Source organism: Brevibacillus sp. TJ4 (genome assembly GCF_044627595.2).
Taxonomy (GTDB): Bacteria; Bacillota; Bacilli; order Brevibacillales; family Brevibacillaceae; genus Brevibacillus.
Genome location: NZ_CP185865.1, coordinates 1,046,260 through 1,068,735 on the forward strand (window position 1 = coordinate 1,046,260; position 22,476 = coordinate 1,068,735).

Below are 22,476 nucleotides of genomic sequence, written 5' to 3' on the forward strand. Positions count from 1 at the left end.
CACCGCAACAGGGCTGGGCGCAGAGGATTAGTCCGCTTTCAGCCCGTCAAATACGATGGAGACCTTCTCCTCCATGATTTCTTCCAATGCCCATGCGCCTTCGCTGCGCACCCAGTCATACAGTGCGTTGTAGTAGATGTTTTCCAGCATGTTGGCTGCAACGAGCGGGTTGAACTTGCTTTTAAGCTGCTTTTTCTCCTGCGCGTCTTCAATCAGATCTGCAAACAACTGGCGCAGTTCGAAGTACATATTCTTCTCCGTCTCGAACACTTTGCGATGCTTCATCGAAGATTCCACCACGACCTTGATGAAATCGTAGTTGGTAATATTTACCTCGTTCATAATTTTGTAGATGCGCAGCACCTTGGCTTTGCAATCGTCATCGTAATCCCACTCGTCGCGGCGCTCTTCTACCTCCTGCAGGCGTTCGTAGCTCCAGTTGGCCAGAATCGCTTCCTTGGAGGTGAAGTGGAGAAAGATCGTGCCTCTGGCTACGTCTGCCTCCTCGGAGATCATATCGATAGTAGTACCTTCAAAGCCATGCTCTTTAAACAATTTGATCGCGGAATTAAAGATTTTTTCCCGCGTCTCCCGCTTTTTTCGCTCTCGTCGGGTCGTCAAAGATATTCCCTCCCACGTGATATGGATACGAACCATTATAGCATATCTGCTCTGCTTGCCAGCATGTGAACATGGGTGACGGACAAGGAGCGAAAAAAAGGATAGACTTATTCGGGAGTCGAATGTATATTTATATACTATAATGAATAAATATTATCTCGTTACCAGGCTTCCAAAGCATGGAGTGGAGGAATGAATGATGAGTGTCACCAAGGCGCTGACCGTACGTCAGGCGAAGATGCAGGACGTAGATGCAATGCTGGAAATTATTAATGAATATGCACAAAAAGGGTTAATGCTTCCGCGGACCAAACTGTCCGTCTGCGAAAATTTGCAATCGTTTGTCGTCGCCCATGACGGCGAATCAGTTGTCGGTGTGGCGGGACTCCACATCTTGTGGGAAGATTTGGCGGAAATCCGTTCCCTGGCGATTTCGGAACGGGCCCAGGGGATGGGAGTAGGCAAAAAGCTCGTCTTGCACCTTGTCGAGCAGTGCGGGAATCTCGGGATCAAGCGCGTACTGGCCTTGACCTATCAGAAAGCGTTTTTTGAAAAGTGCGGTTTCTGGATCGTAGCGAAGGAGACACTTCCGCAAAAAGTGTGGAAGGATTGCATAAATTGCTCCAAATTGCCCATGTGCGACGAGATCGCCATGATTTTCGAAACATAAATCTGCGAAAATTGGTATAGCCTTCCTTTTTTCTTTTCTGTTACTATATTCATATCGAGTATAGGGATATTGTTACTATTTTCGTACATACAGAAAAGAAAACAGTGTAGGGGGCTTGCGCATGAAACTGGGGGTACGTGTACTGATCGTTTTGCTGCTGGCCGGGATCGGTCCTTTGGCCGCCGCAGGGATTTTTTCCTACTACGAGTCGAAGCAGGAGCTGCTGGAAAGCAGTGCCGCCACTTTGGAAGCCTTGCGCAACAGCAACAAGGAGCAGGTGGAAAACTACTTCCGGGAACGGATGCGAAACGCGGAGACGCTGGCCGCATCCGATTCGGTTCTGGAGGCTTTGCAGAACTTCGATCAGGTGTGGATGCAGGGACAGGACTCGAGCGCGTACCAGGATGCAGCTTCAGCCTATGCGACAGAACTGAAGATGGAAGTTTCCCGTTACGGTTTTTCCAACGCTTCGCTGATCAACGAGCAGGGAAATATCGTGTACCAGACCACCCCCTTGAAGGATTTTGGCACGAACCTTTTGTCCGGACCGGGCAGCGGTACGATTCTCGGACAGGTCGTGCAGCGGGTAGCCAAGGCACAAAGCACGGAAATGTCCGATCTGGGCCGTTACGCGCCGTCCGGAGACAACCCGAGCGTCTTTATATCCGTCCCGATCTTTCAGAGCGGGCACGTCACAGGTCAACTGGCGCTGGAGGTTTCGCTCGACTACATTTCCCGCCAGTTGAACCGGCGTGAAGGATTGGGCGAGACGGGCAAAATTTATCTGGTCGGCGAAGACAAGCTGATGCGCTCCGAGCTGGGGGAAGGAACGCTGCTGGTGCAAAGCGTCGATACGCCGGTCGTTCGTGATGCGCTGTTTACCCCGGATGCACAGGGAACGGTACAAAGCCTCGATTATCGGGGCATGGAAGTGCTCGTCTCCTACGCCAAGGTCAATGTCGGCAAGCATAATTGGGTGATTCTCGCCGAGATGGATATGACCGAGATACTGGCAGGGCCAAACCGCATCAAAAACGCGATGATTGTTGTCAACGGCATCGCCCTGATCCTCATCGTCGCCCTGTCCGCGTACACGGCCAACTGGCTGAACAGATCATTTCGGCAACTGCTGGCTATCGCCGCGAAAATCGGAAGCGGTGATTTTGCAAGCTCGTTTTCCCCGGAGCTGCTGAAGCGAAAAGATGAACTGGGAGAGCTGGCACGCTCTCTCTACACGATGCGCGAACAGCTCCAGTCGATCCTGCTGCAGGTACGCGAAGCTGCGCTCTCGGTGTCCGAGGCAGTGCAACATATCCACGGCAATACGAGTGAAATCGCTTCGTCCAGCGAGCAGATCGTACAGGTCGTCGATACGGTGGCTGTCTCGGCCGATCAGCAGCGGGAAAAAATGGACGATACCCTCCATCTGACCATGGACCTCACCAACGAAGTGGCCAGCGTGACAGCAAACGTCCAGCAGGTGGCGCTCTCTTCGCAGGAGATGAGGCTGCACTCCGAGCAGGGCAGAGAGGCAGTGACAGCAGTAGTCGTCAGCATGGAAGAGATTCAGCGGTCGGTAGATGCCACGACGCAGGTCATCCTGGCGCTGCAGCAGCGCTCACAGGACATTTCCCGGATCATTTCCGTCATTACCGAGATCGCCCGGCAGACCAATCTGCTCGCCTTGAACGCCGCGATTGAAGCTGCGCGCGCGGGAGAACAGGGCAAAGGCTTTGCAGTCGTCGCAGGCGAAGTGCGGAAGCTGTCGGAGGGAACCGATGAAGCGGCGAAGCAAATCGTCAGAATGATCAGTGATATTCAGGCGGATACCCAGCTTGTCGCGCAGCGGATGGCCGAGGGAGCGCAGACGACCGTGCAGGGGATGCTGACTGCTCGCCAGTCGGGCGAGATGTTCCAGCGGATCGAGGACAACATCAGGCGGGTGTCGCAGGAGATGGAGAGCGTCAGCCAGGCCTTTGCCCGGATGGCCCCGAAAGCACAGCAGATGGCGGCAGTAGCCAAACAGGTGTCAGCGGCGTCGGTGGAAGCGGCGGCAGGCGTGCAGACGATCTCCGCTGCCGTCGAGGAACAAAGCTCGTCCATGGAGCTGATCGTCTATTCGGCCAATCAGTTGGCTGCTCTGGCAGACGATTTGCGTGCATCCCTTTCTTCTTTTACCTTGAGCGAAAATGGCAAATAATCGCATTGCCTCATAGGATTGAAAAGAGACCGAAACCCGGTCTCTTTTTCCATGAAGGGAGGATATTACAGGCAAAATGTTGAATCATAAGGAAGATGCAGTATTGGCCGGAGGGACGTAATCGTGCACAAACTGGACTGGGAACTATATCTGCTGCCATTCGAGCAAGCTGTAGAAGAAATCAAGGTAAAGCTGAAAAATATCCGCAATGAACTGCGGAAGCGCAAGGAACATTCCCCGATCGAATTCGCTATGGGGAGAGTCAAATCGATCCCCAGCATTTACAATAAAGCAAATCGCCTGCAGTTTCCGATCGATGAAAATATATGCTGGGAGATTCGCGACATCGCCGGTGTGCGCGTCATTTGCCAGTTCATTGAAGATATTCCCGCAGTGGTAGAGATGATTCGCAAGCGCGGTGACATGCGCGTCTACCTGGAAAAGGACTACATTTCCAAACCGAAGGAGAGCGGCTATCGGGGCTATCACATGACCGTAGAGTATCCGTTGATGATGGCGCACGGTCAGGTGACGATTCCCGTAGAAATTCAGATTCGTACGCTGGGAATGAATTTTTGGGCGACGATTGAGCACTCTCTCAATTACAAGTACGAAGGAGTTCTCCCATCCAATGTCCGTCAGCGTCTGTTCGAGGCTGCGAAGGCATCCTACAAGCTGGACAGCGAGATGAACAACATTCGCGACGAGATCAAGGAAGCGCAGGTGGCATTCAAGAAAAAGGAAGTGCCGATGGAATCGCTGCTCTCCCTGGTCGAAATCGATCTGGACAGCGATGTCGAAATGGACATGATGGGCGAGCAGGAAGGGACCGAAAAAGATGACCAAGAACATTGATTGGCTCAAGGAAGCAAATGCGCGCAAAGCGGAGCTGATAGCTGCCACGCAAGGCTTTTTGCGGATCAAAAGCGTGCTGGACCCCGAGACTGCGCGGGAAGGCGCCCCGTTTGGCGAGGGTATTCGCCAGGCGCTCGATTACGCTCTCGAGGTGTGCCGGCAAGCGGGAATGCAGGTCAAGGACGTGGACGGGTATGCGGGACATGCGGAGTTTGGCTCGGGGGACGAGTTGATCGGCATTTTGAGCCACGTCGATGTCGTGCCGGAAGGGGAGGGCTGGAGCTCGCCTCCATACGCGGCGGAAATCGTCGATGGCAAGCTGGTGGCTCGCGGCGCGATCGACGACAAGGGACCGACAATGGCGGCGATCTTTGCGGCCAGGCTCGTCCTCGAACTGGGGCTGCCGCTCTCCAAGCGCGTCCGGCTGATCTTTGGCACAGATGAGGAATCGTCCTGGCAATGCGTGGAACGCTACTTCGCAAGCGAGGAAATGCCTGCGATGGGCTTTACGCCCGATGCGGATTTCCCGCTGATTTACGCAGAGAAAGGACTGACCGACCTGGCGCTGCGGCAAAGCTGGGATCAATACGCGGCACAGCATCTGGTTGATTCTGCGCCGATCGACGGGAAGCTCGTCGCCTTCTCGGCAGGCCGTCGCATGAATATGGTGCCGGACAAAGCAGAGGCGATCCTTCAGCCGTCTGTCCTGACCGCAGCGCAAATCGCCGAGCGCTACCGTCGCTATTTGCAGCAAACCGGACTTTCCGGCGAGGTGCAAAGCGGCGAGGAGCAGGTCGTTTTGCATATGGAAGGACGCTCTGTCCACGGAATGGACCCGGGTAAAGGGGTAAACGCCGGTACGGAGCTGCTGCACTTTTTGGCGACACTCAAGCTCGATGCGCGGGCGGAGCAGTACATCGGGTTTGCCGACCGCTACCTGTACCGGCAGCACGGCGGAGAGGCGCTGGATATCGCCCATCACGACGAGGAGATGGGAGCGCTGACACTCAACACGGGCGTATTGCAGTACGAGGCAGAGGGCGATGCTTCCTTTCGCTTGAACATTCGCTACCCGCACTCGCAGTCGTTTGAACAGTGGTCCGCTGTGCTGGAGAAGCACGGCGAGGAAGCCGGTTTCTCTCTGGAGGTAGCGGAGCATCTGCCGCCGCATCGCGTCGATCCCCAGCACCCGCTGGTAACGACGCTGCAGCGCGTCTACACCGAGCAGACGGGCGAAGAGGCGAAGATCATCGCGATTGGCGGCGCCACCTACGGACGTTCGCTGGACGTCGGGGTTGCCTTCGGGCCGCTGTTTCCGGGACGGCCGGACTCCGCCCACCAACGGGATGAGCATATTCTCGTAGACGATCTCGTGCGCGTGACGGCGATATACGCCCAGGCGATCTACGAGCTGGCGAAATAGACAATAACGAGCAAGAATGTGAAAACGAACAGGCAATGATGGGATAGGGTGTCCTCGAAGTTGAGAAAATGACGGAGAGGACATCTTTTTCTTTTTTCGTCTGGGGGTGCTTTTTCCATTCCTTGTGTTTTTGCAACCACTCATATAGTATAGGTAGGATGACGGTTGATGACCGAAAACGTCCAAAGCGTGTCTTCCATGCAGGCACGGCTTGGGCAATGTGATTCGCTTTTTTGAAAGGAAGTGGAAGTATGGCAAAATCGTTTGCTACATTTGGTTTTCGTCCAGAGCTGATGCAAGGGATTCAAGACCTGTACTATAAAGAACCGACGCCGATCCAGGAGGAGGCTATTCCTCTGATTATGGAAGGCAAGGACGTGATCGGACAAGCGCAGACAGGGACGGGAAAGACTGCTGCGTTTATGCTGCCGATCCTGAACGGACTGCAGGAGGGCAAACGCGACATCCAGGCGCTGATCCTCACGCCGACACGGGAGCTGTCCGTGCAAATCGCGCGAGAAGTCGAGAAGCTGGGCAAGCACATGGGCGTGAACGTACTCTCCCTGCACGGCGGTACGGACATTGAGCGGCAGTTGAGCAAGCTCAAGGATACCGTCCAGATCGTCGTGGGAACACCCGGTCGCGTACTCGACCATATGAAGCGCGGCTCCCTCCATTTCGGTCGCATCTCCACGCTCGTCCTGGATGAAGCGGACAAAATGATGGAGATGGGCTTCCTCGAAGACGTGGAGCAAGTGATCGTGCATACCCCGAACCAGCGGCAGGTGCTGCTTTTCTCCGCAACGATGCCCGATAGCGTAAAACGGCTGGCTCATCGCTTTATGAAGCAGCCGCCGCACATCAAGATCGAGGGCAAGCAAAAGACTGTTGAACGGATCGAGCAATTTTATTACGTCGTCAACCAAAGCGACAAGACAGATGCGCTGGTCGATGTGCTGGAGCAGGAGCAGCCGTATTTGACGATCATTTTCGCCAATACGCAGGTGCGCGTGCAGCAGCTCACCGCCCGTCTGCAGGAAAACGGGCTCCAGGCGCAAGCCTTGTACGGCGACCTGTCGCAGCGAAAGCGCGAGCAGTTGATGAAACAGTTCCGCGAGATTCGCTTCCAGTACCTGATCGCCACCGATATTGCCGCGCGCGGGCTGGACGTGGAAGGAGTCACGCACGTCATTAACTACGACCTGCCAAACGACGTGGAAAGCTACATTCACCGCGTCGGCCGTACCGGACGTGCAGGGGAAAGGGGCAAGGCGATCTCGCTGATTTCGCCGCGTCAAAAAAACCTGATGGCCCGCTTTGCCAAGGCGACGAAGGCAACGATCGAAGAACGGATTCTGGAGCCGGGACGCCATCTCGATGCGGGACGGCGCCAGCGGGCAGAGGAGCGGGAAGCCCACTACGCTGCGCTTCGCCAGCAGCAGGCCAAGGAAGAGCAGCAGCAAAAGGAGAAGGAGTTCGCTCCTGTCCGCGAAGCGTTGAAAAAGAAAGTGAAGGTCAAGCCCGGATACAAGAAAAAGCTGGCCCGCGAGCTGGCCGAGCTGCAGACCCAATACGAGAAAAACCGCAAGCGCGCCGAGGCAATCGCTGCGCGAAAAGCTGGCAAGTCAGCCAAATCCGGCGGTCCGTCAAAAGCGGGAAAAGGCAAGCCAGGCAGCAGAGGCAATGGCAACCGAGGCAGCAGATAATCACATTTGCTGCAGCCATCAAACGCGATACAAAACTGTCCGTCCCGTCATGTACAGGGGATGGGCAGTTTTTTGTTTGCGTTATAGGTGCAGGCGTCCTCCTGTGCTTTCGGGATCATGTTCATCGGATTTTCCATTTTTTTGTTACAAAACGGAGTCAATCAGGGGATTGAGGTTTCACCCTCTGCCCAAACGGGGTAGTATAGTAACTACACAGGAATGTAATTCCTGTGAAAAGAGAATAAAGCTGAGGAGAAACGGCTATGAACGATAGAACGGATACTTGTCTGGCATGCGGAAGTCCAATGCATCCAAGAGAGCTGGTTTGTACCGTCTGCGGGGCCAATGAGCTTGAGGAGTATACGATTATTCGCAATTATGTACGCAGTTATCCGAACTCAAACGCGATGCAAATCGCCAACGCGACGGGCATCTCCATCAACAAAATCCTGCGTTTCATCAAAGACGGATCGCTTACAGTGGTCCGAGACCCGCATAAACATCGCTGATGAAGGTGAGGAGAGCCCACCTTCCCTGATGCCAGAAGCATCGGGGAATGCGGGCTTGTTTTTGTGCAGCGAAGAAGTGATGGTGATTGCTTACAGCCAGCGAAGCCCTTTGGGATAGTGATTTTTCAATTGGCCGTCCGCCTGCTTGGCCCAGCCGAGCGAGTATCCGTCTACCGCAAGCAACGTCCAGCCGTGCGCACCGTCATGCGGCAGCGCTTCTCCCCGCAGATAGCGGACGACTGCCGGATCGTCCGCATTGTAGTTGGCGCAACGCAGCACGTCTTCCGGCCCGAGCACCAGGGCCAGAGCATGCGCGGGTTCCACCCTGTTTTTCTTGACCGTACCGAGATGCAGTCCGACCCGGAGCACCTTGATCCCGTCCCAGTTTTGTTCCGGGGCAGGCGAGTAGTAAAGCTGGTCGCCAAAGAGCAAGAAAGACGAGTCGTTGGAAAAGCGCTCGGACAAGGCTGGCACGTTTTCCTTGGCAAAGCTGCGCCAGGCCGCGATCGCCTCTTTTCGTGCAGCGGGCTCGTGCTTACCGCCGCGCTTCTCTTTGCGCCGTTTCTCGCTGTGTCGTTCATCCGGGGCATCCGTGCTTTTTTGCAGCTTCGCCAGAAAATGTCCTTCACCTGCCAGCAGATGCGGCCACAATCTGGCGGCGTGCTCGAGCTTGTCGTCGGCAGGCTGCGCCCATGCCGGACGGCCGGGAGAGAACCACTCCGGGTGCGGCAGCGGAATTAGCGAAAATTCGGGATGGCGCTCGAGAAATGCGACGATGGACTGCTCGTTTTCCAGCGGCGCAAACGTACAGGTCGAGTAGACCAGGGTACCGCCCGGCTTGAGCATCCGCGCCGCTGCATCGAGAATCTCGACTTGCATCAGATGGCATTGCTCGACCTTGTCAGGCGACCAGTCCAGGACCGCTTCCGGCAGCTTGCGGAACATGCCCTCACCCGAGCAGGGGGCATCGACGAGGATACGGTCAAAAAAGGCGGGGAAGCGCTCCATCAGCCGCTCGGGAGTCTCATTGGTGACGATTGCGTTTTGCACGCCGCAGCGCTCCAGGTTTTCCGCGAGAATACGCGCACGCTGCGGATGGATCTCATTGGCGACCAACAGACCACATCCTGCCAGAGCCGAAGCAAGCTGTGTCGATTTTCCGCCTGGAGCCGCACAAAGGTCGAGAATTTTCTCGCCAGGCTGTACGTCCAGCGCCTCTGCGGGAGACATCGCGCTAGGCTCCTGCAAGTAGTAAAGCCCGCACGCGTGGTAAGGATGCTTGCCGGGACGCTCTCCGTGCGCGTAGCGAAATCCGTCTGGACACCAGGGGACCGGCTCCAGGGTGAACGGTGAGAGCCTCACAAACGCTTCACGGTCGATTTTCAACGTGTTGACGCGCAGGCCTTGTGCAGCAGGCTGGCTGTACGAGTCGGCAAACGCCTCGTATTCGTCTGGCATGAGCGTACGCATACGGTCTGTGAAAGCAGTGGGTAATTGTACAGGATTCATGGTAGCCTCCGTTGTCAGAATTTGTCCTATCGTGAAGGGAAATTGGGAAACGATGGCGAATCAAATGGAGGTGAGGTGAGAATGTATGAAAGGATCCCGTGCGGAACGTCATCGCGTCCGGCGGAAAAACGACTCGGATGTCAGCCGCTTTTGGTTCATGGGGTTGCTTTTCTCACTGTTGGTGCTATCCTTCGAATTCTTTATCGAGATTCCCGCAGACGCAGACTGGCTGCAAGAGATGGAAATGGCTCTGTTCTCAGCCAGCTTTACTTTACTCGCATTTTATCTGCTCGGCTTGACGTTTGTCTTTTCCCGTCAGCAAGGAGCGGGTGCCGTAAACCATCAGGTCATCATTTACGCCTGGCTGGGTGCAATCCTGTTTCATCTCTTTCTGTTGATCAGCAATCTATCGAATCAGCATGTCTACAAAGCTGGCATCATCTTGTTTTTGGGCCCGTTGTTTCTCACCGTCTACCATTTTATCACGTACTTGTCCGCTTTGCGCGCGCAGCGTGAGGAAGAAGAGGCAGCGACATACGCCTCTCTGGAGCGGATGGCATACCAGATGATTTTGGAAGGCAGCAAGGTGTACGCCGAGCTTACCCGCTTGAAGACGACGTATCCGGAAGTCGAACAGATGATCAAGGCCAATGACTTCCACGAGAAGATGGAGCGCTACGCCTTTGAAATGCAGCAGTACCTCCAGGTAAAGCAGTTCGAGCGCAAGGATGTCGAATTGCTGGAGGGCCATTATTACTTTTTGGAAAACTTGCTTTATTTGGCGAAACAACACCCTGGCATCATGGAATCACGAGTATTCGCCCACCGCGTTGACAATTCGTTGTAGCAAAGAGGGGGAAGGAAGATGTTTTGGAAGAAGAACAAGGAAGCGGCAGTTGCCGAGGTAGCTGCTACTTCGGTCCAAACCATGGTTGCACCAGTAAGCGAGCAGGAGAATGCGGTCCGGGAAGAGCTGGAGGCAATTTACGAGCAGTTGGGAACGATCCTGACACAAAAGAAAGCTGCGACATCGCAGTATGAGCAAATCGCCGAGCTGGGTGCCCAGTTGCAAAAGATCGTCGGCACGATTCAGCAAATCAATGAGAGCGACGATGAGTCTGCGGATCAACTGAGCCAGCGCGGAGAGCGTCTGACCCTGATTTGCCAGCAGTCGTTCGAGCGTGCCGAGGGTGGAAAGAAGGCGCTCAATGACGTCGTCGAGGTTATGACCATGCTGGAAAAAGAATCGACGAACACGTCGCTTTCGATGAGCCGGCTGGAGGATCGTTCATCCGAGATTACCAGCATCGTGCAAGTGATCAGCGACATCGCCAACCAGACCAACTTGCTCGCCTTGAACGCAGCGATTGAGGCTGCACGTGCAGGGGAACAGGGACGCGGGTTTGCCGTCGTCGCGGACGAGGTGCGCAAGCTGGCAGAGATGACCGCGAATTCGACCAAAGACATCGCCGAGTTGATCGGAAAGATTCAGGAAGAAACCAAGGAAGCATTGGCCAACAGTGAAAAGAGCGGCAGCGCGATCAAAAGCGGCCTGACGATCAGCAAGGAAGCGGCTGAGAAGATGGAAGGCATCGTACAAGGCTTCCAGGAAGCACAGCAAGAAGTAGAAGGCGTCATGCAGATTATCGACCATCAGAAGCAGTTTGCCGACGAGGTCGCCCAGCAAGTGAGCGGAGCGAAGCAGTTGCTCGAAGAACTCCACGCCCAGATGGACCAGATGACCCAGGAAGGCAGCGAGCTGGAAAAACAACTGGAAGCAAGTGTCGATCAAATCAAACAAGTTTTGCCATCGTAATCGTATCTATTCATTTTTCGTATATAAAAAAATGGGCATCCCGCGAAATTTTTTTCCCGGGATGTCGTTTTTTTTGCGATTTGTTACGTCATATATAGATGAGGCAGAAATCTGCCTGCGAGAAATAGAGAGATACCACGTTGTTTTGCTAGAGGAGGATGACATGTCGAGAAGCAAACTGATCGTATTCACCCTGCTTGTAGCCGTTTTGGGATGGAGTTTTCTTCCTACTGACTTGACCAAGGCCAGCCAATGGAAGGAGCCCGTTCAAAGAGATTCGCAGCAGAAGGTAGGCGAATCCGTCATCAAGAAGCGGGAATTTCAATTTGCCGATAACGACAAGTACTGGATGCGCCAAATCACAGCCGAAGAGAATGGACAACCGCATAGGTTTACCATACCGATCAACCAAAACTACGCCACATTCCGCTACCGCGACCTTACCGAGGACAACCAGCCGTACTGGAAGGTCATCAATTTGCGCGATGTGAGCGAATTGCCGGTTACACCCGGATTTATCGAGTCCCCGGGGACGTATTTGTGGATCGGCGAGCCTGTCGTGTACAAGGAGTTGGGCAGAGGGACCATTGAGACTTTGCCGGAGGAAGTGCTGCCGATCGAAGTCAGCCAAACGCCAAACGGTCTGCAATTGGAGGTCCGTTTGCCGCAGGTCGAAAACAGCGTGAGCGAAATATGGGCATTGGAGTCCCGCGAGCCGATCGTGCACTGGGCTGACCAGAGCACCGAGCTGGCTTGGCTGCGGCTGGATTTGACGAGAAATGCGAAGTGGCTGTACAACGGATATTACTACAAGAGCCCGACAACGTACGATCCGACCGCTGAAAACGGCTTTTGGCGCATCCCGGAAAACTACGTTGCGGCGTCGCTTTTGCAAATGGACGGAAGCGAAGCGGCAGACAAAATGGCGTATGTGATGCTCAGAACCAGCCTGGAACAGCAGGAGCAGGAAGGGTACTGGAAGACGCTCCCTCGCTCCGAGTGGCTCTGGGAGGATTACGGCATCGAGGAAGGCTTTTACGATACCCGCTTCAACACGGGTGCTGCCTTGCAGATGCTAAGAGGTTGCATCCAGTACGACGATGAAAGGTTTTGCGAATCCGCCCGCCGGTATGCAGATTTCTTCCATGATTACGCCAGGGACAACCACTATGTGGTCGAAGGCGAACGACCGGGCTGGCTGGTCGCGGACTATACAGGTCCGAACGAGCACGCCGACACCCATGTCTCACTGAACCACCAATTGGCCGAGCTGAACTTCCTGTACCGCTTCTATTCCAGGTTTGGGCGTGAGATAGACAGGGAACTGGCCGACTTGATGCTGACAGGAGTGGTCAACCTCGGGGAGAAGTGGGTCCGCGAAAACGGCGACCTGCATTACGCCTACTTTCCGGACGGCAGCTTCGACCGCCCCGACTATCCGTACCTGACTTACAACGACCTGCTGGAGACACAGGAGTTGTACCAGGAGCTGTACGGAGCAGAAGAGGCGACGATCGCCCGCCTGCTGGAAAGCAAGCGCAACTGGATGATCCGAAACAACGTCAGCAATCGATAAGATATGCAAGTAGCCGCATTTGACTTGCAGGAGCTGTCCCGCGTCTTTTGACGAAGGGCAGCTTTTTTTTTGCCCAATCGAGTAGATGCAGCCCGGGGACTTTATTGAAAAAAAGCGTTGTAGCGTTTGTGCGTCATTCCGTGTTCTTGCGCGAGAAAACGCTTCCATATACGCTTTACATAGAAAGACAAAAAATTCCAAAAATGAGAAGGACAAGGGAGGTATTCCAATGGGCAATCAGGATGTGTTTCCGATTGAGGATTGGGATTACGTGGAACTGTACGTCGGCAACGCCAAGCAAGCGATGCATTATTTCACAAAAGCATTTGGCTTTCGGCCCGTAGCCTATGCAGGATTGGAAACAGGCTCGCGCGAGAAGGTGTCCTACGTGCTCAAGCAAGGCCATATTACGCTAGTGTTGAGCGGGGCGCTGGCACCGGAAAGCCCGATTGCCGACTTTGTGCACAAGCACGGAGACGGGGTGAAGGATGTGGCGCTGCGCGTTGCGGACTGTGAGCAAGCATACCGCGAAGCCGTCTCGCGGGGCGCGATCCCGGTGATGGAGCCGACCGTATACACAGACGCGTACGGTACGGTAAAAAAGGCAATCATCGGCACGTACGGCGAGAACGTCCACTCCATCATCGAGCGAACAGCGTACAGCGGGCCGTTTTTCCCGGGCTATGCGCCGTACGATTCGCCGGTACACTGTGAAGAAACCGGATTGATCGGTATCGACCACATCGTCGGAAACGTCGAAGCGATGGACGAGTGGGTCTCCTACTACGAGCAAGTTCTCGGCTTTACGTCCGCGCAAAACTTCAGTGACGACGATATTTCGACCGAGTATTCGGCACTGATGTCCAAGGTGATGCAGAGCGGCACTGGCAGGATCAAGTTTCCGATCAACGAGCCGGCCGAGGGACGCCGCAAGTCGCAAATCCAGGAGTTCCTCGAGTTTTACCGGGGACCGGGCGTACAGCATATCGCCATCCTCACGACGAACATCATCAAGACCGTCTCCAGATTACAAGAGAACGGCGTCGATTTCCTCTCCGTGCCGGATGCGTATTACGAAGAGCTGCAGGACCGGGTCGGCACCATCGACGAGGACATCGGCATGCTGAAAAAGCTCGGCGTGCTCGTCGACCGCGACGACGAAGGGTATCTGCTGCAGCTTTTCAGCAAGCCCATCGTGGACCGGCCGACGCTGTTTATCGAAATCATCCAGCGAAAAGGGGCAAGAGGCTTTGGCAACGGCAATTTCAAAGCGCTGTTTGAAGCGCTGGAACGGGAGCAGGAGCGGCGCGGGAACTTGTGATTTCCCATACGGCTCGCCGTGACATCTCGGTCTGGGAGCAAGCGACAAGGGAAACAGACGAGGTCCGAATAGTCGGTATGACGGCTATTTCCGGGCCTTTTATTTCGTAGGCTGCACTTCACTCATCCTGTAACGCATCGAGTTGAATCTCGTACTTTTTCATTCGGCGCATCAGCAACGACTGCGTGACACCGAGCGCGGAAGCTGCCTTGCGCGTCGTTTTATGCAGCTTGAGTGCAGAGACGATCATCTCCACCTCGACTTTTTCCAGCCGCTCATGCAGGGTTAGCCGGCTCTGGTCGTCCAGGAACTCCAGCTTCCGCTCCCCAGTGAAGCTCTCGCGCAGTTCTTCGGGCAGATCGGTAATCCGGATCTCGTTTTGCCTGGCAGTTATGACGATTCGCTCTACCAGATTTTCCACCTCACGCACGTTACCCGGCCAGGTGTACTGGTGCAACAGATCGAGGACATCGGGAGAAAAACGGCGGTCATGCCCATGCTTGGCGTTATACTTCTGCAGATTGTGATGCAGCAAGGGAAAAATATCTTCTCGTCGTTCACGCAACGCAGGGACATGAATCGGCAGGATGTTCAGCCGATAATAGAGGTCCTGGCGGAATTTTCCCTGACGCACCAGTTCGAGCAGATTGGCATTGGTCGCGGCGATGATGCGGATATCAGCGGTATGCGTTTTGGTACTGCCAAGCGGCATGAAGGTTTTGTTTTGCAAAAGCAGCAACAGCTTGGACTGCAAATGATAGGGAAGATCGCTGATCTCGTCCAGAAAAAGCGTCCCTTTGTCTGCCATTTTGACAAGCCCCGTCTTTCCGGATGTATGTGCCCCCGTAAATGCTCCCCTCTGGTAGCCAAATAATTCCGATTCGACCAGGGACTCGGGGATGGCGCTGCAATTCACGGGTACGAACGGTGAGTCGCAGCGATTGCTCAGATCGTGTATATGCTCGGCCAGGCGGCTTTTCCCGACGCCTGTCTCCCCCGTCAAAAGAATCGTGGTATCGGCGACAGCCGCCTTTTTCACCAAGTCTTGCAGGTCGTGATAGGCACGGCTTTGGCCGATCAGCAGGTGGGGGCGGCTATGGCTCATCTCGCGTTTCATTAGCTGGATTTCTTCACTGTACCGCTTTAGCAGCGCGATCGTCTCCTCCAATTGGGAACTGGCGCGAGCAGCTTCGGTAATATCGCGGGAGTGAGCCACGATCCATTGGATTTTCCCTTGCCTGTCTGTGATGAGGTGACCCGTCACGAGGAATTTCCCTTTGTTTTTGGTGTATTGAACCGTTGTGGTCGTCTGTCCCGTCTCCAGGACCAGCCTTGTGACAGAGGGGGTAAATACCCCCATCTTTTCTAATTCCACGACATTTTTCCCTATAAGCATTTCCCTGGGATAGCCGCATAAATTCTCGCTCGCCTTGTTCAGCCAGACTGTAGTGCCTTGAGCGTCCGAAATGTAGATCCCGTCCGCCAGTGCATTGAAAATGTCGATGAAACTTTCCGGCTGGATCAAGGAGAGAACATTCTCGATCTTATCCATCAGACATCCCCCCCAGCATATACCAGAATTGTAAATTGAGTCGATTGTGAAGACAAGTGAATCGAAAACAATTCATCGAAAATAAAATATTTTCCGAATATTATTCCGGCAGTCGTTCCAACTGAGTCGACAACGATTCAAAACGAAGCGAAACCGATGAGATATTGCTTCAATCTATCGCATTTGGTTCATTGGCATACAAATTGCTATTACATTGCGACAGAAAGTGAAAGCGTGATAAGGAATGGGTTGCGATGCTCTCCAAAATTGTAACCAAGGAAGAGGCACTACAACATGTCATTGGCGGAATACGCCTGATGTGCGGCGGTTTTGACGGAATGGGCTGCCCCACCGAATTGATCGAAGCGATTTTGCAAAAAGGCGTACGCAACCTGACACTGATCAGCATGGATGCAGGCAGTCCGGAAAGGGGGATCGGCAGTCTGATCGCGCACGAAAGAGTGAAGCGGCTCCTGACATCTCAAATCGATTCCAATCCAGAGGCCGGCAGACAGATGATGGCGGGGAAGCTGGAGGTCATTTTTTATTCACAGGGCATTTTGGCTGAAAAAATCAGGATGGGCGGGGCAGGGCTACCCGGTTTTCTCGTAAGGCAGGAACTGTGGAGCGGCACGGGTCAAGAGCAGCAGACCATCGAGTACGACGGGGAGAGCTATGTAATCGAGCCCTGTTTGACAGCAGATGTCGGGATCGTTGCTGCGAAATGGGCAGATCCGTACGGAAATCTGGTCTATGAGAAATCGACGAGGAATCTGAATCCTCTAGTCGCGATGGCGTCTGATCTGACGATTGCGCTCGTGGACCAGATCGTTCCCTTGGGGGAGCTCGACCCGGAGACGATCGTGACACCTGGGGTTTTTGTCAATTACATCGTAAAAGCCGACGGAGGGTATGGCGCATGAGCCTGGACATCCATGAACGAAACATGATTGCGCGTCGGGCAGCCAAGGAAATCGCTCCGGGAAGCATGGTGTATTTGGGGGCAGGAATCCCGGAAATGGTGGCTGACTTTGTTCCCGACGGAGCGCAAGTACACTATTTCTTTCCGCATGGATTTGTAAGTATTGGCTCCTTCCCCAAACGAAGAGAGCAACCGCCGTTACGACGGGAAGAGACAGTACCTTTGCCTGTTGGACCGGGAAGTCCGCTTTTTGACAGCAGCGTCGCATTCGGGATCATCCGCCGCGGGATGCTGGATATTGCTTTTTGCGGCGGATTGCAGGTCAGCGCTCAGGGTGATTTGGCAAACTGGATATTGCCCGGTAAAAAGGTGTACGGCATCGGTGGGGGAAGCGAGCTGGCACAAAGCGCAAAAAAAGTCATCGTTCTGATGAGCCATCTGAACCGAGAAGGAGACTCGAAGCTGGTAAGTGCCTGTACGTTTCCCGTTACTGCGAGCCGCTGTGTCGATGTAATTATTACCGAGCGAGCCGTGATCGAGGTCACCGCTCAAGGACTATTGCTGCGCGAGGTGCTGTACCCGTATCAATTGGCGGATGTTATCCAAGGGACAGCGGCGCCTTTGCGAATTTCCGAGCAGGTGCTTATTTCCGACTAGGAATCATCAAGTCCAAACGAAGAGAATTCAGGGGGGATTTCCACATGACGAAAAAAAGAAATGGTCTGGCTGTTTTGCTTCTCTCACTCGCTTTGCTGGCTGCTGGTTGCGGACAGTCTGCTGCGCCCAGCTCGGGCTCGGACGGTGGACAAACAACGGCGCCAGGAACCAGCAACTCACCGATGACCAAAGAAGAAGGAGTATTTACATTTGCCACTTCGGGCGAGTACCATCCATTCAGTTATTTCAAGGATGGGCAGCTTACCGGATTTGACGTGGAGATCGGACTGGAGATCGCCAAGCGCCTCGGACTGGAAGCCAATCCGGTCACGTCTCCGTTTTCCGGCATCGTCACAGGGGTAAAAGAGGGACGCTACGACGCCGCAGTAGCGAGCCATACCATTACGAAAGAGCGGTTGCAGCAGGTAGATTTCTCGGATTCGTATTACCTCTCGGGCGGCCACCTGTTTACGCGCCCTGACAGCGACATTCAGTCGTTGGAGGATTTGAAAGGAAAAGAGGTCGCCGTAGCATTGGGCACGGTATACGAACAATTCGCCCGCGAGCATACAGACAAAATTATGACGTACGACAGTGATGTAACGGCCCTGCGCGCTTTGGAGCAAGGCAAGCACGATGCTGTGATTACCGATATTATCGTGGGTGATATTGCCATGCAGGAGCAAGGGTTCAACATCAAAGCGAGCGGTATTGCCTTTTCCCAGGATGAACAGGGGATCGCCGTTCGCAAAGGAAACGAGGAATTGCTGAACAAAATCAATGAGGCATTGAAACAGATGCATGAAGACGGCACGTACCAGCAACTGAGTGAAAAATACTTCAACCGCGACATCAGCAAATAACGAAAACAAATTCGGAATTTTCGCGTGCTTGCCAGCCCCTCCCGCAAGGAACGGGTTGGCAGGCTCATTTCATCGCGTTACGAGGGGGGAAAATGGGTGCCGAGCATATCACATCTGATCGAAGAATTCTTGCGTACTTTTCCGTTTTTTATGAAACCGCTGCTGGTGACGTTTCAGTTGACGTTTGCTTCTATCGTCGTCGGTACGATAATAGGACTGTTTGTCGCTTTGTTGAAGGTATCCAAGTTTCGTCTGGGTTCCATACTGGCCGACGTGTACATCACGCTCATTCGCGGGACACCGTTAATCGTCCAGATTTTTGTTCTCTATTTCGGGTTTTACAAAGTAGTGGATCTCGGTCAGTTCTGGTCGGCAGCGCTTGCCCTTGCCATCCATAGCGGTGCTTATATCGCCGAAATTTTCCGGGGAGCCATCCAGTCTATCGACAAAGGACAAATGGAAGCGGGATTGTCGCTCGGCATGTCCCCAGTCCAGACGATGAGGCGGATCGTGTTGCCCCAGGCACTGAAACGATCGATTCCTCCTCTCGGCAATCAGTTCATCCTCTCGCTGAAAGATTCGTCCCTGGCTGCCTTTATCGCCATGGATGATCTGTTTTCGATGGCACGCCGTCTGTCTGCGGAAACCTTTGACGAGATGACGTTCTTTTTGATCGTAGCCTTTTACTATTTGGTGATTGTGATGCTCTTTACGTATTTGGTGAAACGGATTGAGCTGCGACTGGCAAAAGGGGATTGACCGGGGAGGGATAGCGATGAGTAGCAAGCAGGCAGAAATGGTTCGCGTGCAAAACTTGAAAAAGCGCTTTGGCGATCTCGAAGTGCTGAAGGATATTTCGTTTGAAGTGAAAAAAGGGGAGGTCGTGGTGCTGATCGGCGCCAGCGGCTCGGGGAAAAGTACATTGATTCGCTGCATCAATTTTTTGGAGCTCAAGGACGGCGGGGAGATTTTCATCGAGGGGAAGAGTATTGACCCGAAAAAGGAGAATTTGTCCAAGGTGCGGCAAAAGGTCGGCATGGTATTTCAACACTTCAACCTGTTTCCGCACAAGACGGTGCTGGAAAACATCATCGAGGCTCCGCTGATCGTCCGCAAGACCAACAAGGAGGAAGCCAAAGCGGAGGCGATTCGCCTGCTGCGAAAAGTGGGTTTGGAGGAGAAAGCAGACGCATACCCCTCCAGCTTGTCAGGGGGACAGAAGCAGCGCGTGGCGATTGCCCGCTCACTGGCGATGAAACCCGATGTCATGCTGTTTGACGAGCCGACCTCGGCGCTTGACCCGGAGCTGGTGGGAGAGGTGCTGGAGACGATGAAGCAGCTCGCTGGGGAAGGAATGACGATGATCATCGTGACTCACGAGATGGGGTTTGCCAGGGAAGTGGCGGATTGGGTCGCCTTTATGGACAGTGGAAAGATTCTGGAGTGGGCATCTCCCGCGGAGATGTTCAACAATCCGAAAGAGGAGCGCACGCGGGAATTTTTGAATCGTGTGCTAACCTGACTGGATGAAACGCGGGAACGGGTTTTCTGTTCCCGTCTTGGACAGGCAGCAGGAAAAAGGAGTCGCAGCGCCAGCTTGCTGGCGTTTTTTTGCGCGAATAGGTCGAATATTCATGCTTGACCATTTCCTTCCTTCCTTTTCATAATGGAAGAAAACGTAAAATCGTACGGGGAGGATCCGGATGAATCTGGAACTTATGGTTCCGCTGGCGGAGCGGACCGCCGTCCTGATTGTCGCTGCGCTGCTGTTCACCAGGGTTCGCGCGTTTCGCAGCATTTTGAACCAGCGCGCCACGCGCAAGGAAAATGCGATCATGGTGCTGATTTTTTCCGCGATCTCGATCTTCGGCACGTACAACGGCATCTGGTACCAGGACGCGATCGCCAATTCGCGGGTGATCGGCACGGTCGTGGCCGGGCTGTTGGCCGGGCCGTGGGTAGGACTTTTGACCGGACTTGTCGCGGGTATTCACCGTTATTTTTTGGGCGGATTTACGGATGTGGCATGCGCCATTTCGACGGTCTGCGAAGGGGTGCTGGCCGGTCTCGTCTATCAATATTGCCGCAGCCGCAATCGCGAAATCAATTGGATGATTGCGCTCTTCGTCGGGTTTATCGCCGAGTGGATGCAGATGGGGATTATTTTGCTCGTAGCCACGCCGTACGAACAGGCACTGGAGCTGGTGAAGATGATCAGCGTGCCGATGTCGGTGGTCAACGCCGTAGGGATCGCCGTCCTCGTCATCATCATCGATCTGGCGAAAAAGGAGGAGGATCGTATCGGAGCCTTGCAGGCACAGGTTACGATGCAGGTGGCCGACAAGACGCTTTCGTACTTGCGCCAGGGATTGAATCACGAATCGGCGAAAAAGGTCGCGGAGGAAATCTTGCGCACGACGCGGGTCGCGGCTGTCGCCATCACGGATACGAAAACGGTGCTGGCCCATGTCGGCTCCGGCTCCTCCCACCACGTCGCCGGCCAGGAGATCACGACCAAGGCGACGCGGGAGGTGCTGGACACCAAGCAACTGCTGATCGCCCACAACAAGGAAGAGATCGGCTGCAAGCAGCCTGCTTGTACGCTGCGCTCCGCCATTCTCGTGCCGCTGCTGCGGCAGCGGGAAACGGTCGGCGTGCTCAAGCTGTACCAGGACCGCTCGCGCAAGCTGTCCGCGGTAGACCTGGAGCTGGTGCGCGGCTTGGGCAACCTGATCTCCACGCAACTGGAGCTCGCCGAGCTGGAGAAGCAGTCGCGCCTGCTGGCAGATGCAGAAATCAAGGCTTTGCACGCCCAGATCAACCCGCACTTTTTGTTCAATGCGCTCAATACGATTGTCTCCTTTATCCGCTTTCGTCCGGAAAAGGCGCGGGAGCTGCTGATTCACCTAAGCGACTACTTCCGGCGCAACCTGCATGATTCCGGCGGCTTTGTCACGCTGGCCGAGGAGCTGGAGCACATCGAAGCCTACCTGGCGATCGAACGGGCGCGTTTTGGGGAAAAGCTGAAGGTGGTGTACGACATAGAGGAAGGGGTAGACAGGTCTGTCGTTCCCGGGCTGATTCTCCAGCCGCTGGTGGAGAATGCCGTCAAACACGGCCTGCTGCCCAAGAAAGAAGGAGGCACGGTCACGATTGCCGCCCGCCGCCTGTCCAAGCAGGTGCTGGAGTTGACCGTCCGGGATGACGGCGTCGGCATGGATGTGAACCTGCCTGCGGCGGAGCAGCAGCAAAAGGACAGAAAGCGGCGTCTCTCCGGCATTGGGCTGAGCAATGTGAAAAGCAGACTCCAATCGATCTACGGTCCGCCGTACGGAATCGTCATTTCCAGTGCGATACAGCAGGGAACGACGTGTACAATCCAACTGCCAATGGGAGTGAATGTCAGTGCCAAAAGTATTTATCGTAGATGACGAAGAGCCTGCCCGCGCGGAACTTCGCTACTTGTTGGGACAATTTCCCGACGTTTGCGTCATCGGCGAGGCAGGAAGCGGTGAAGAGGCGTTGGAACAAATCGTCCATATGGAGCCTGACGTCGTATTTCTCGACATCCACCTGCACGACAGGGATGGCGTCGACCTCGGGCAGGAGCTGATCGAAACCGTTGCCAAGCCGCCCGTAATCATCTTTGCCAGCGCCTACGAGATGCACGCCGTGCGCGCCTTCGAGCTGGACGCGGTCGATTACATCGTCAAGCCATGCAGCGAAGCCAGACTGGAAAAGACGATCAATCGCGTGCGAAAAATGCTGAAATCAAGGGAAGAAGCGGCGGTCTCTGCCGACGGGCAGGCAGAGCCGCTTCCGGCAGAAGAGACGCTGGCAGCGGTGCCGCTGGAAGAGCAATTGCAAAGTTTGTTGCAGCACGTCCAGACGAATCTGCACCCATGCCGGGTTCCCGTGGAAAAGAACGGGAAAATTTTGCTGATCAATCCCAATGAGATCGTCTACGCGACGCTGGAGGGGCGCTACGCCAGCGTGTATACGGACTGCGAGCAATTCGCCACCTCCTTTACCTTGCAGGAGCTGGAGAGCCGATTGTCGCCGCAGCAGTTTTTCCGCACCCATCGTGCCTATATCGTCAATCTCGCCAAGACATCCGAACTCGTGCCCTGGTTCAAGGGAACGATCCATCTCGTCATGCAGGACAAGGCGAGAACGGAAGTGCCGGTAAGCCGTACGGTGGTCAAGGAACTGAAGAGGCGGCTAGGTTTTTGAAGCGTCTGTATCCGCTTTCATCCATACTCGCATGATGCTGTTC

At 54.5% G+C, this 22,476-nt stretch carries 21 protein-coding genes; 17 read left to right on the top strand and 4 right to left on the bottom strand.

The genetic code is table 11. The annotated features are described in order from the left end of the window. Positions 1–27: 27 nt before the first annotated feature. Complete coding sequence (locus tag ACAF76_RS04840) at positions 28–621, bottom strand: TetR/AcrR family transcriptional regulator (protein ID WP_400162774.1); 594 nt, start codon at positions 619–621, stop codon at positions 28–30. A 199-nt stretch (positions 622–820) separates the two neighbouring features. Between ACAF76_RS04840 and ACAF76_RS04845 the strand changes: the two genes are divergently transcribed. The 6 genes from ACAF76_RS04845 to ACAF76_RS04870 all read left to right on the top strand — a co-directional run bounded on the left by ACAF76_RS04845 (position 821) and on the right by ACAF76_RS04870 (position 7,984). Further along, a complete protein-coding gene (locus ACAF76_RS04845; RefSeq protein WP_400162775.1) occupies positions 821–1,291 on the top strand; it encodes an N-acetyltransferase in 471 nt (156 codons plus the stop codon). A gap of 121 nt (positions 1,292–1,412) precedes the next feature. Then, entirely contained in the window at positions 1,413–3,491 is a 2,079-nt protein-coding gene (locus ACAF76_RS04850) for a methyl-accepting chemotaxis protein (RefSeq protein WP_400162776.1), read from the top strand. A gap of 123 nt (positions 3,492–3,614) precedes the next feature. Next, the gene (locus tag ACAF76_RS04855; protein ID WP_400162777.1) at positions 3,615–4,346 is read left to right on the top strand and encodes a GTP pyrophosphokinase family protein; all 732 of its coding nucleotides are present in this window, start codon (positions 3,615–3,617) and stop codon (positions 4,344–4,346) included. After that, positions 4,330–5,769, top strand: a complete 1,440-nt coding sequence (pepV, locus tag ACAF76_RS04860) for a dipeptidase PepV (RefSeq protein WP_400162778.1) — start codon at positions 4,330–4,332, stop codon at positions 5,767–5,769. The genes ACAF76_RS04855 and pepV overlap by 17 nt, the downstream gene beginning before the upstream one ends. A gap of 251 nt (positions 5,770–6,020) precedes the next feature. Next, positions 6,021–7,475 carry a DEAD/DEAH box helicase gene (locus ACAF76_RS04865; protein ID WP_400162779.1) on the top strand — a complete coding sequence of 485 codons (1,455 nt, stop codon included), beginning with the start codon at positions 6,021–6,023 and terminating at the stop codon, positions 7,473–7,475. Positions 7,476–7,738: 263 nt separating this feature from the next. Continuing rightward, positions 7,739–7,984, top strand: coding sequence for a hypothetical protein (locus ACAF76_RS04870; RefSeq protein WP_400162780.1), 246 nt, complete (start codon positions 7,739–7,741; stop codon positions 7,982–7,984). A gap of 90 nt (positions 7,985–8,074) precedes the next feature. Here the strand turns inward: ACAF76_RS04870 and ACAF76_RS04875 are convergent, their stop codons facing one another. Next, positions 8,075–9,493: an RsmF rRNA methyltransferase first C-terminal domain-containing protein gene (locus ACAF76_RS04875; protein ID WP_400162781.1), complete on the bottom strand. Its 1,419-nt coding sequence runs from the start codon at positions 9,491–9,493 to the stop codon at positions 8,075–8,077. Positions 9,494–9,578: 85 nt separating this feature from the next. Between ACAF76_RS04875 and ACAF76_RS04880 the strand changes: the two genes are divergently transcribed. The 4 genes from ACAF76_RS04880 to hppD all read left to right on the top strand — a co-directional run bounded on the left by ACAF76_RS04880 (position 9,579) and on the right by hppD (position 14,206). Beyond that, entirely contained in the window at positions 9,579–10,340 is a 762-nt protein-coding gene (locus tag ACAF76_RS04880) for a hypothetical protein (protein ID WP_400162782.1), read from the top strand. An 18-nt stretch (positions 10,341–10,358) separates the two neighbouring features. After that, positions 10,359–11,309, top strand: a complete 951-nt coding sequence (locus ACAF76_RS04885) for a methyl-accepting chemotaxis protein (protein ID WP_400162783.1) — start codon at positions 10,359–10,361, stop codon at positions 11,307–11,309. Between the two features lie 163 nt (positions 11,310–11,472). Continuing rightward, positions 11,473–12,885 (top strand): hypothetical protein, encoded by a 1,413-nt coding sequence (locus ACAF76_RS04890; RefSeq protein ID WP_400162784.1) that lies wholly within the window; start codon positions 11,473–11,475, stop codon positions 12,883–12,885. A 229-nt stretch (positions 12,886–13,114) separates the two neighbouring features. After that, a complete protein-coding gene (gene hppD, locus ACAF76_RS04895; protein WP_400162785.1) occupies positions 13,115–14,206 on the top strand; it encodes a 4-hydroxyphenylpyruvate dioxygenase in 1,092 nt (363 codons plus the stop codon). A gap of 118 nt (positions 14,207–14,324) precedes the next feature. On the opposite strand, the gene ACAF76_RS04900 is transcribed toward hppD, so the two are convergent. Next, positions 14,325–15,758: a sigma-54 interaction domain-containing protein gene (locus tag ACAF76_RS04900; protein ID WP_400162786.1), complete on the bottom strand. Its 1,434-nt coding sequence runs from the start codon at positions 15,756–15,758 to the stop codon at positions 14,325–14,327. Between the two features lie 254 nt (positions 15,759–16,012). Between ACAF76_RS04900 and ACAF76_RS04905 the strand changes: the two genes are divergently transcribed. From ACAF76_RS04905 to ACAF76_RS04925, 5 genes are all read left to right on the top strand, one after another. Next, on the top strand, positions 16,013–16,681 hold the full coding sequence (locus ACAF76_RS04905) for a CoA transferase subunit A (protein WP_400162787.1): 669 nt from the start codon (positions 16,013–16,015) through the stop codon (positions 16,679–16,681). Then, entirely contained in the window at positions 16,678–17,337 is a 660-nt protein-coding gene (locus ACAF76_RS04910) for a CoA-transferase (protein WP_400162788.1), read from the top strand. The genes ACAF76_RS04905 and ACAF76_RS04910 overlap by 4 nt, the downstream gene beginning before the upstream one ends. Positions 17,338–17,381: 44 nt before the next feature. Then, on the top strand, positions 17,382–18,200 hold the full coding sequence (locus tag ACAF76_RS04915; protein WP_400162789.1) for an ABC transporter substrate-binding protein: 819 nt from the start codon (positions 17,382–17,384) through the stop codon (positions 18,198–18,200). A 96-nt stretch (positions 18,201–18,296) separates the two neighbouring features. Beyond that, on the top strand, positions 18,297–18,959 hold the full coding sequence (locus tag ACAF76_RS04920; protein WP_400162790.1) for an amino acid ABC transporter permease: 663 nt from the start codon (positions 18,297–18,299) through the stop codon (positions 18,957–18,959). 37 nt (positions 18,960–18,996) lie between these two features. Next, positions 18,997–19,722 (top strand): amino acid ABC transporter ATP-binding protein, encoded by a 726-nt coding sequence (locus ACAF76_RS04925; RefSeq protein WP_400162867.1) that lies wholly within the window; start codon positions 18,997–18,999, stop codon positions 19,720–19,722. On the opposite strand, the gene ACAF76_RS04930 is transcribed toward ACAF76_RS04925, so the two are convergent. After that, positions 19,714–19,836: a hypothetical protein gene (locus ACAF76_RS04930; protein ID WP_400162791.1), complete on the bottom strand. Its 123-nt coding sequence runs from the start codon at positions 19,834–19,836 to the stop codon at positions 19,714–19,716. The genes ACAF76_RS04925 and ACAF76_RS04930 overlap by 9 nt on opposite strands. Before the next feature lie 67 nt (positions 19,837–19,903). On the opposite strand from ACAF76_RS04930, the gene ACAF76_RS04935 reads away from it, so the two are divergent. Both ACAF76_RS04935 and ACAF76_RS04940 read left to right on the top strand, forming a co-directional pair. Next, the gene (locus ACAF76_RS04935; protein ID WP_400162792.1) at positions 19,904–21,631 is read left to right on the top strand and encodes a LytS/YhcK type 5TM receptor domain-containing protein; all 1,728 of its coding nucleotides are present in this window, start codon (positions 19,904–19,906) and stop codon (positions 21,629–21,631) included. After that, on the top strand, positions 21,600–22,433 hold the full coding sequence (locus ACAF76_RS04940) for a LytR/AlgR family response regulator transcription factor (protein ID WP_400162793.1): 834 nt from the start codon (positions 21,600–21,602) through the stop codon (positions 22,431–22,433). Before ACAF76_RS04935 ends, ACAF76_RS04940 begins: the two co-directional genes overlap by 32 nt. The last annotated feature ends 43 nt before the right edge of the window (positions 22,434–22,476 follow it).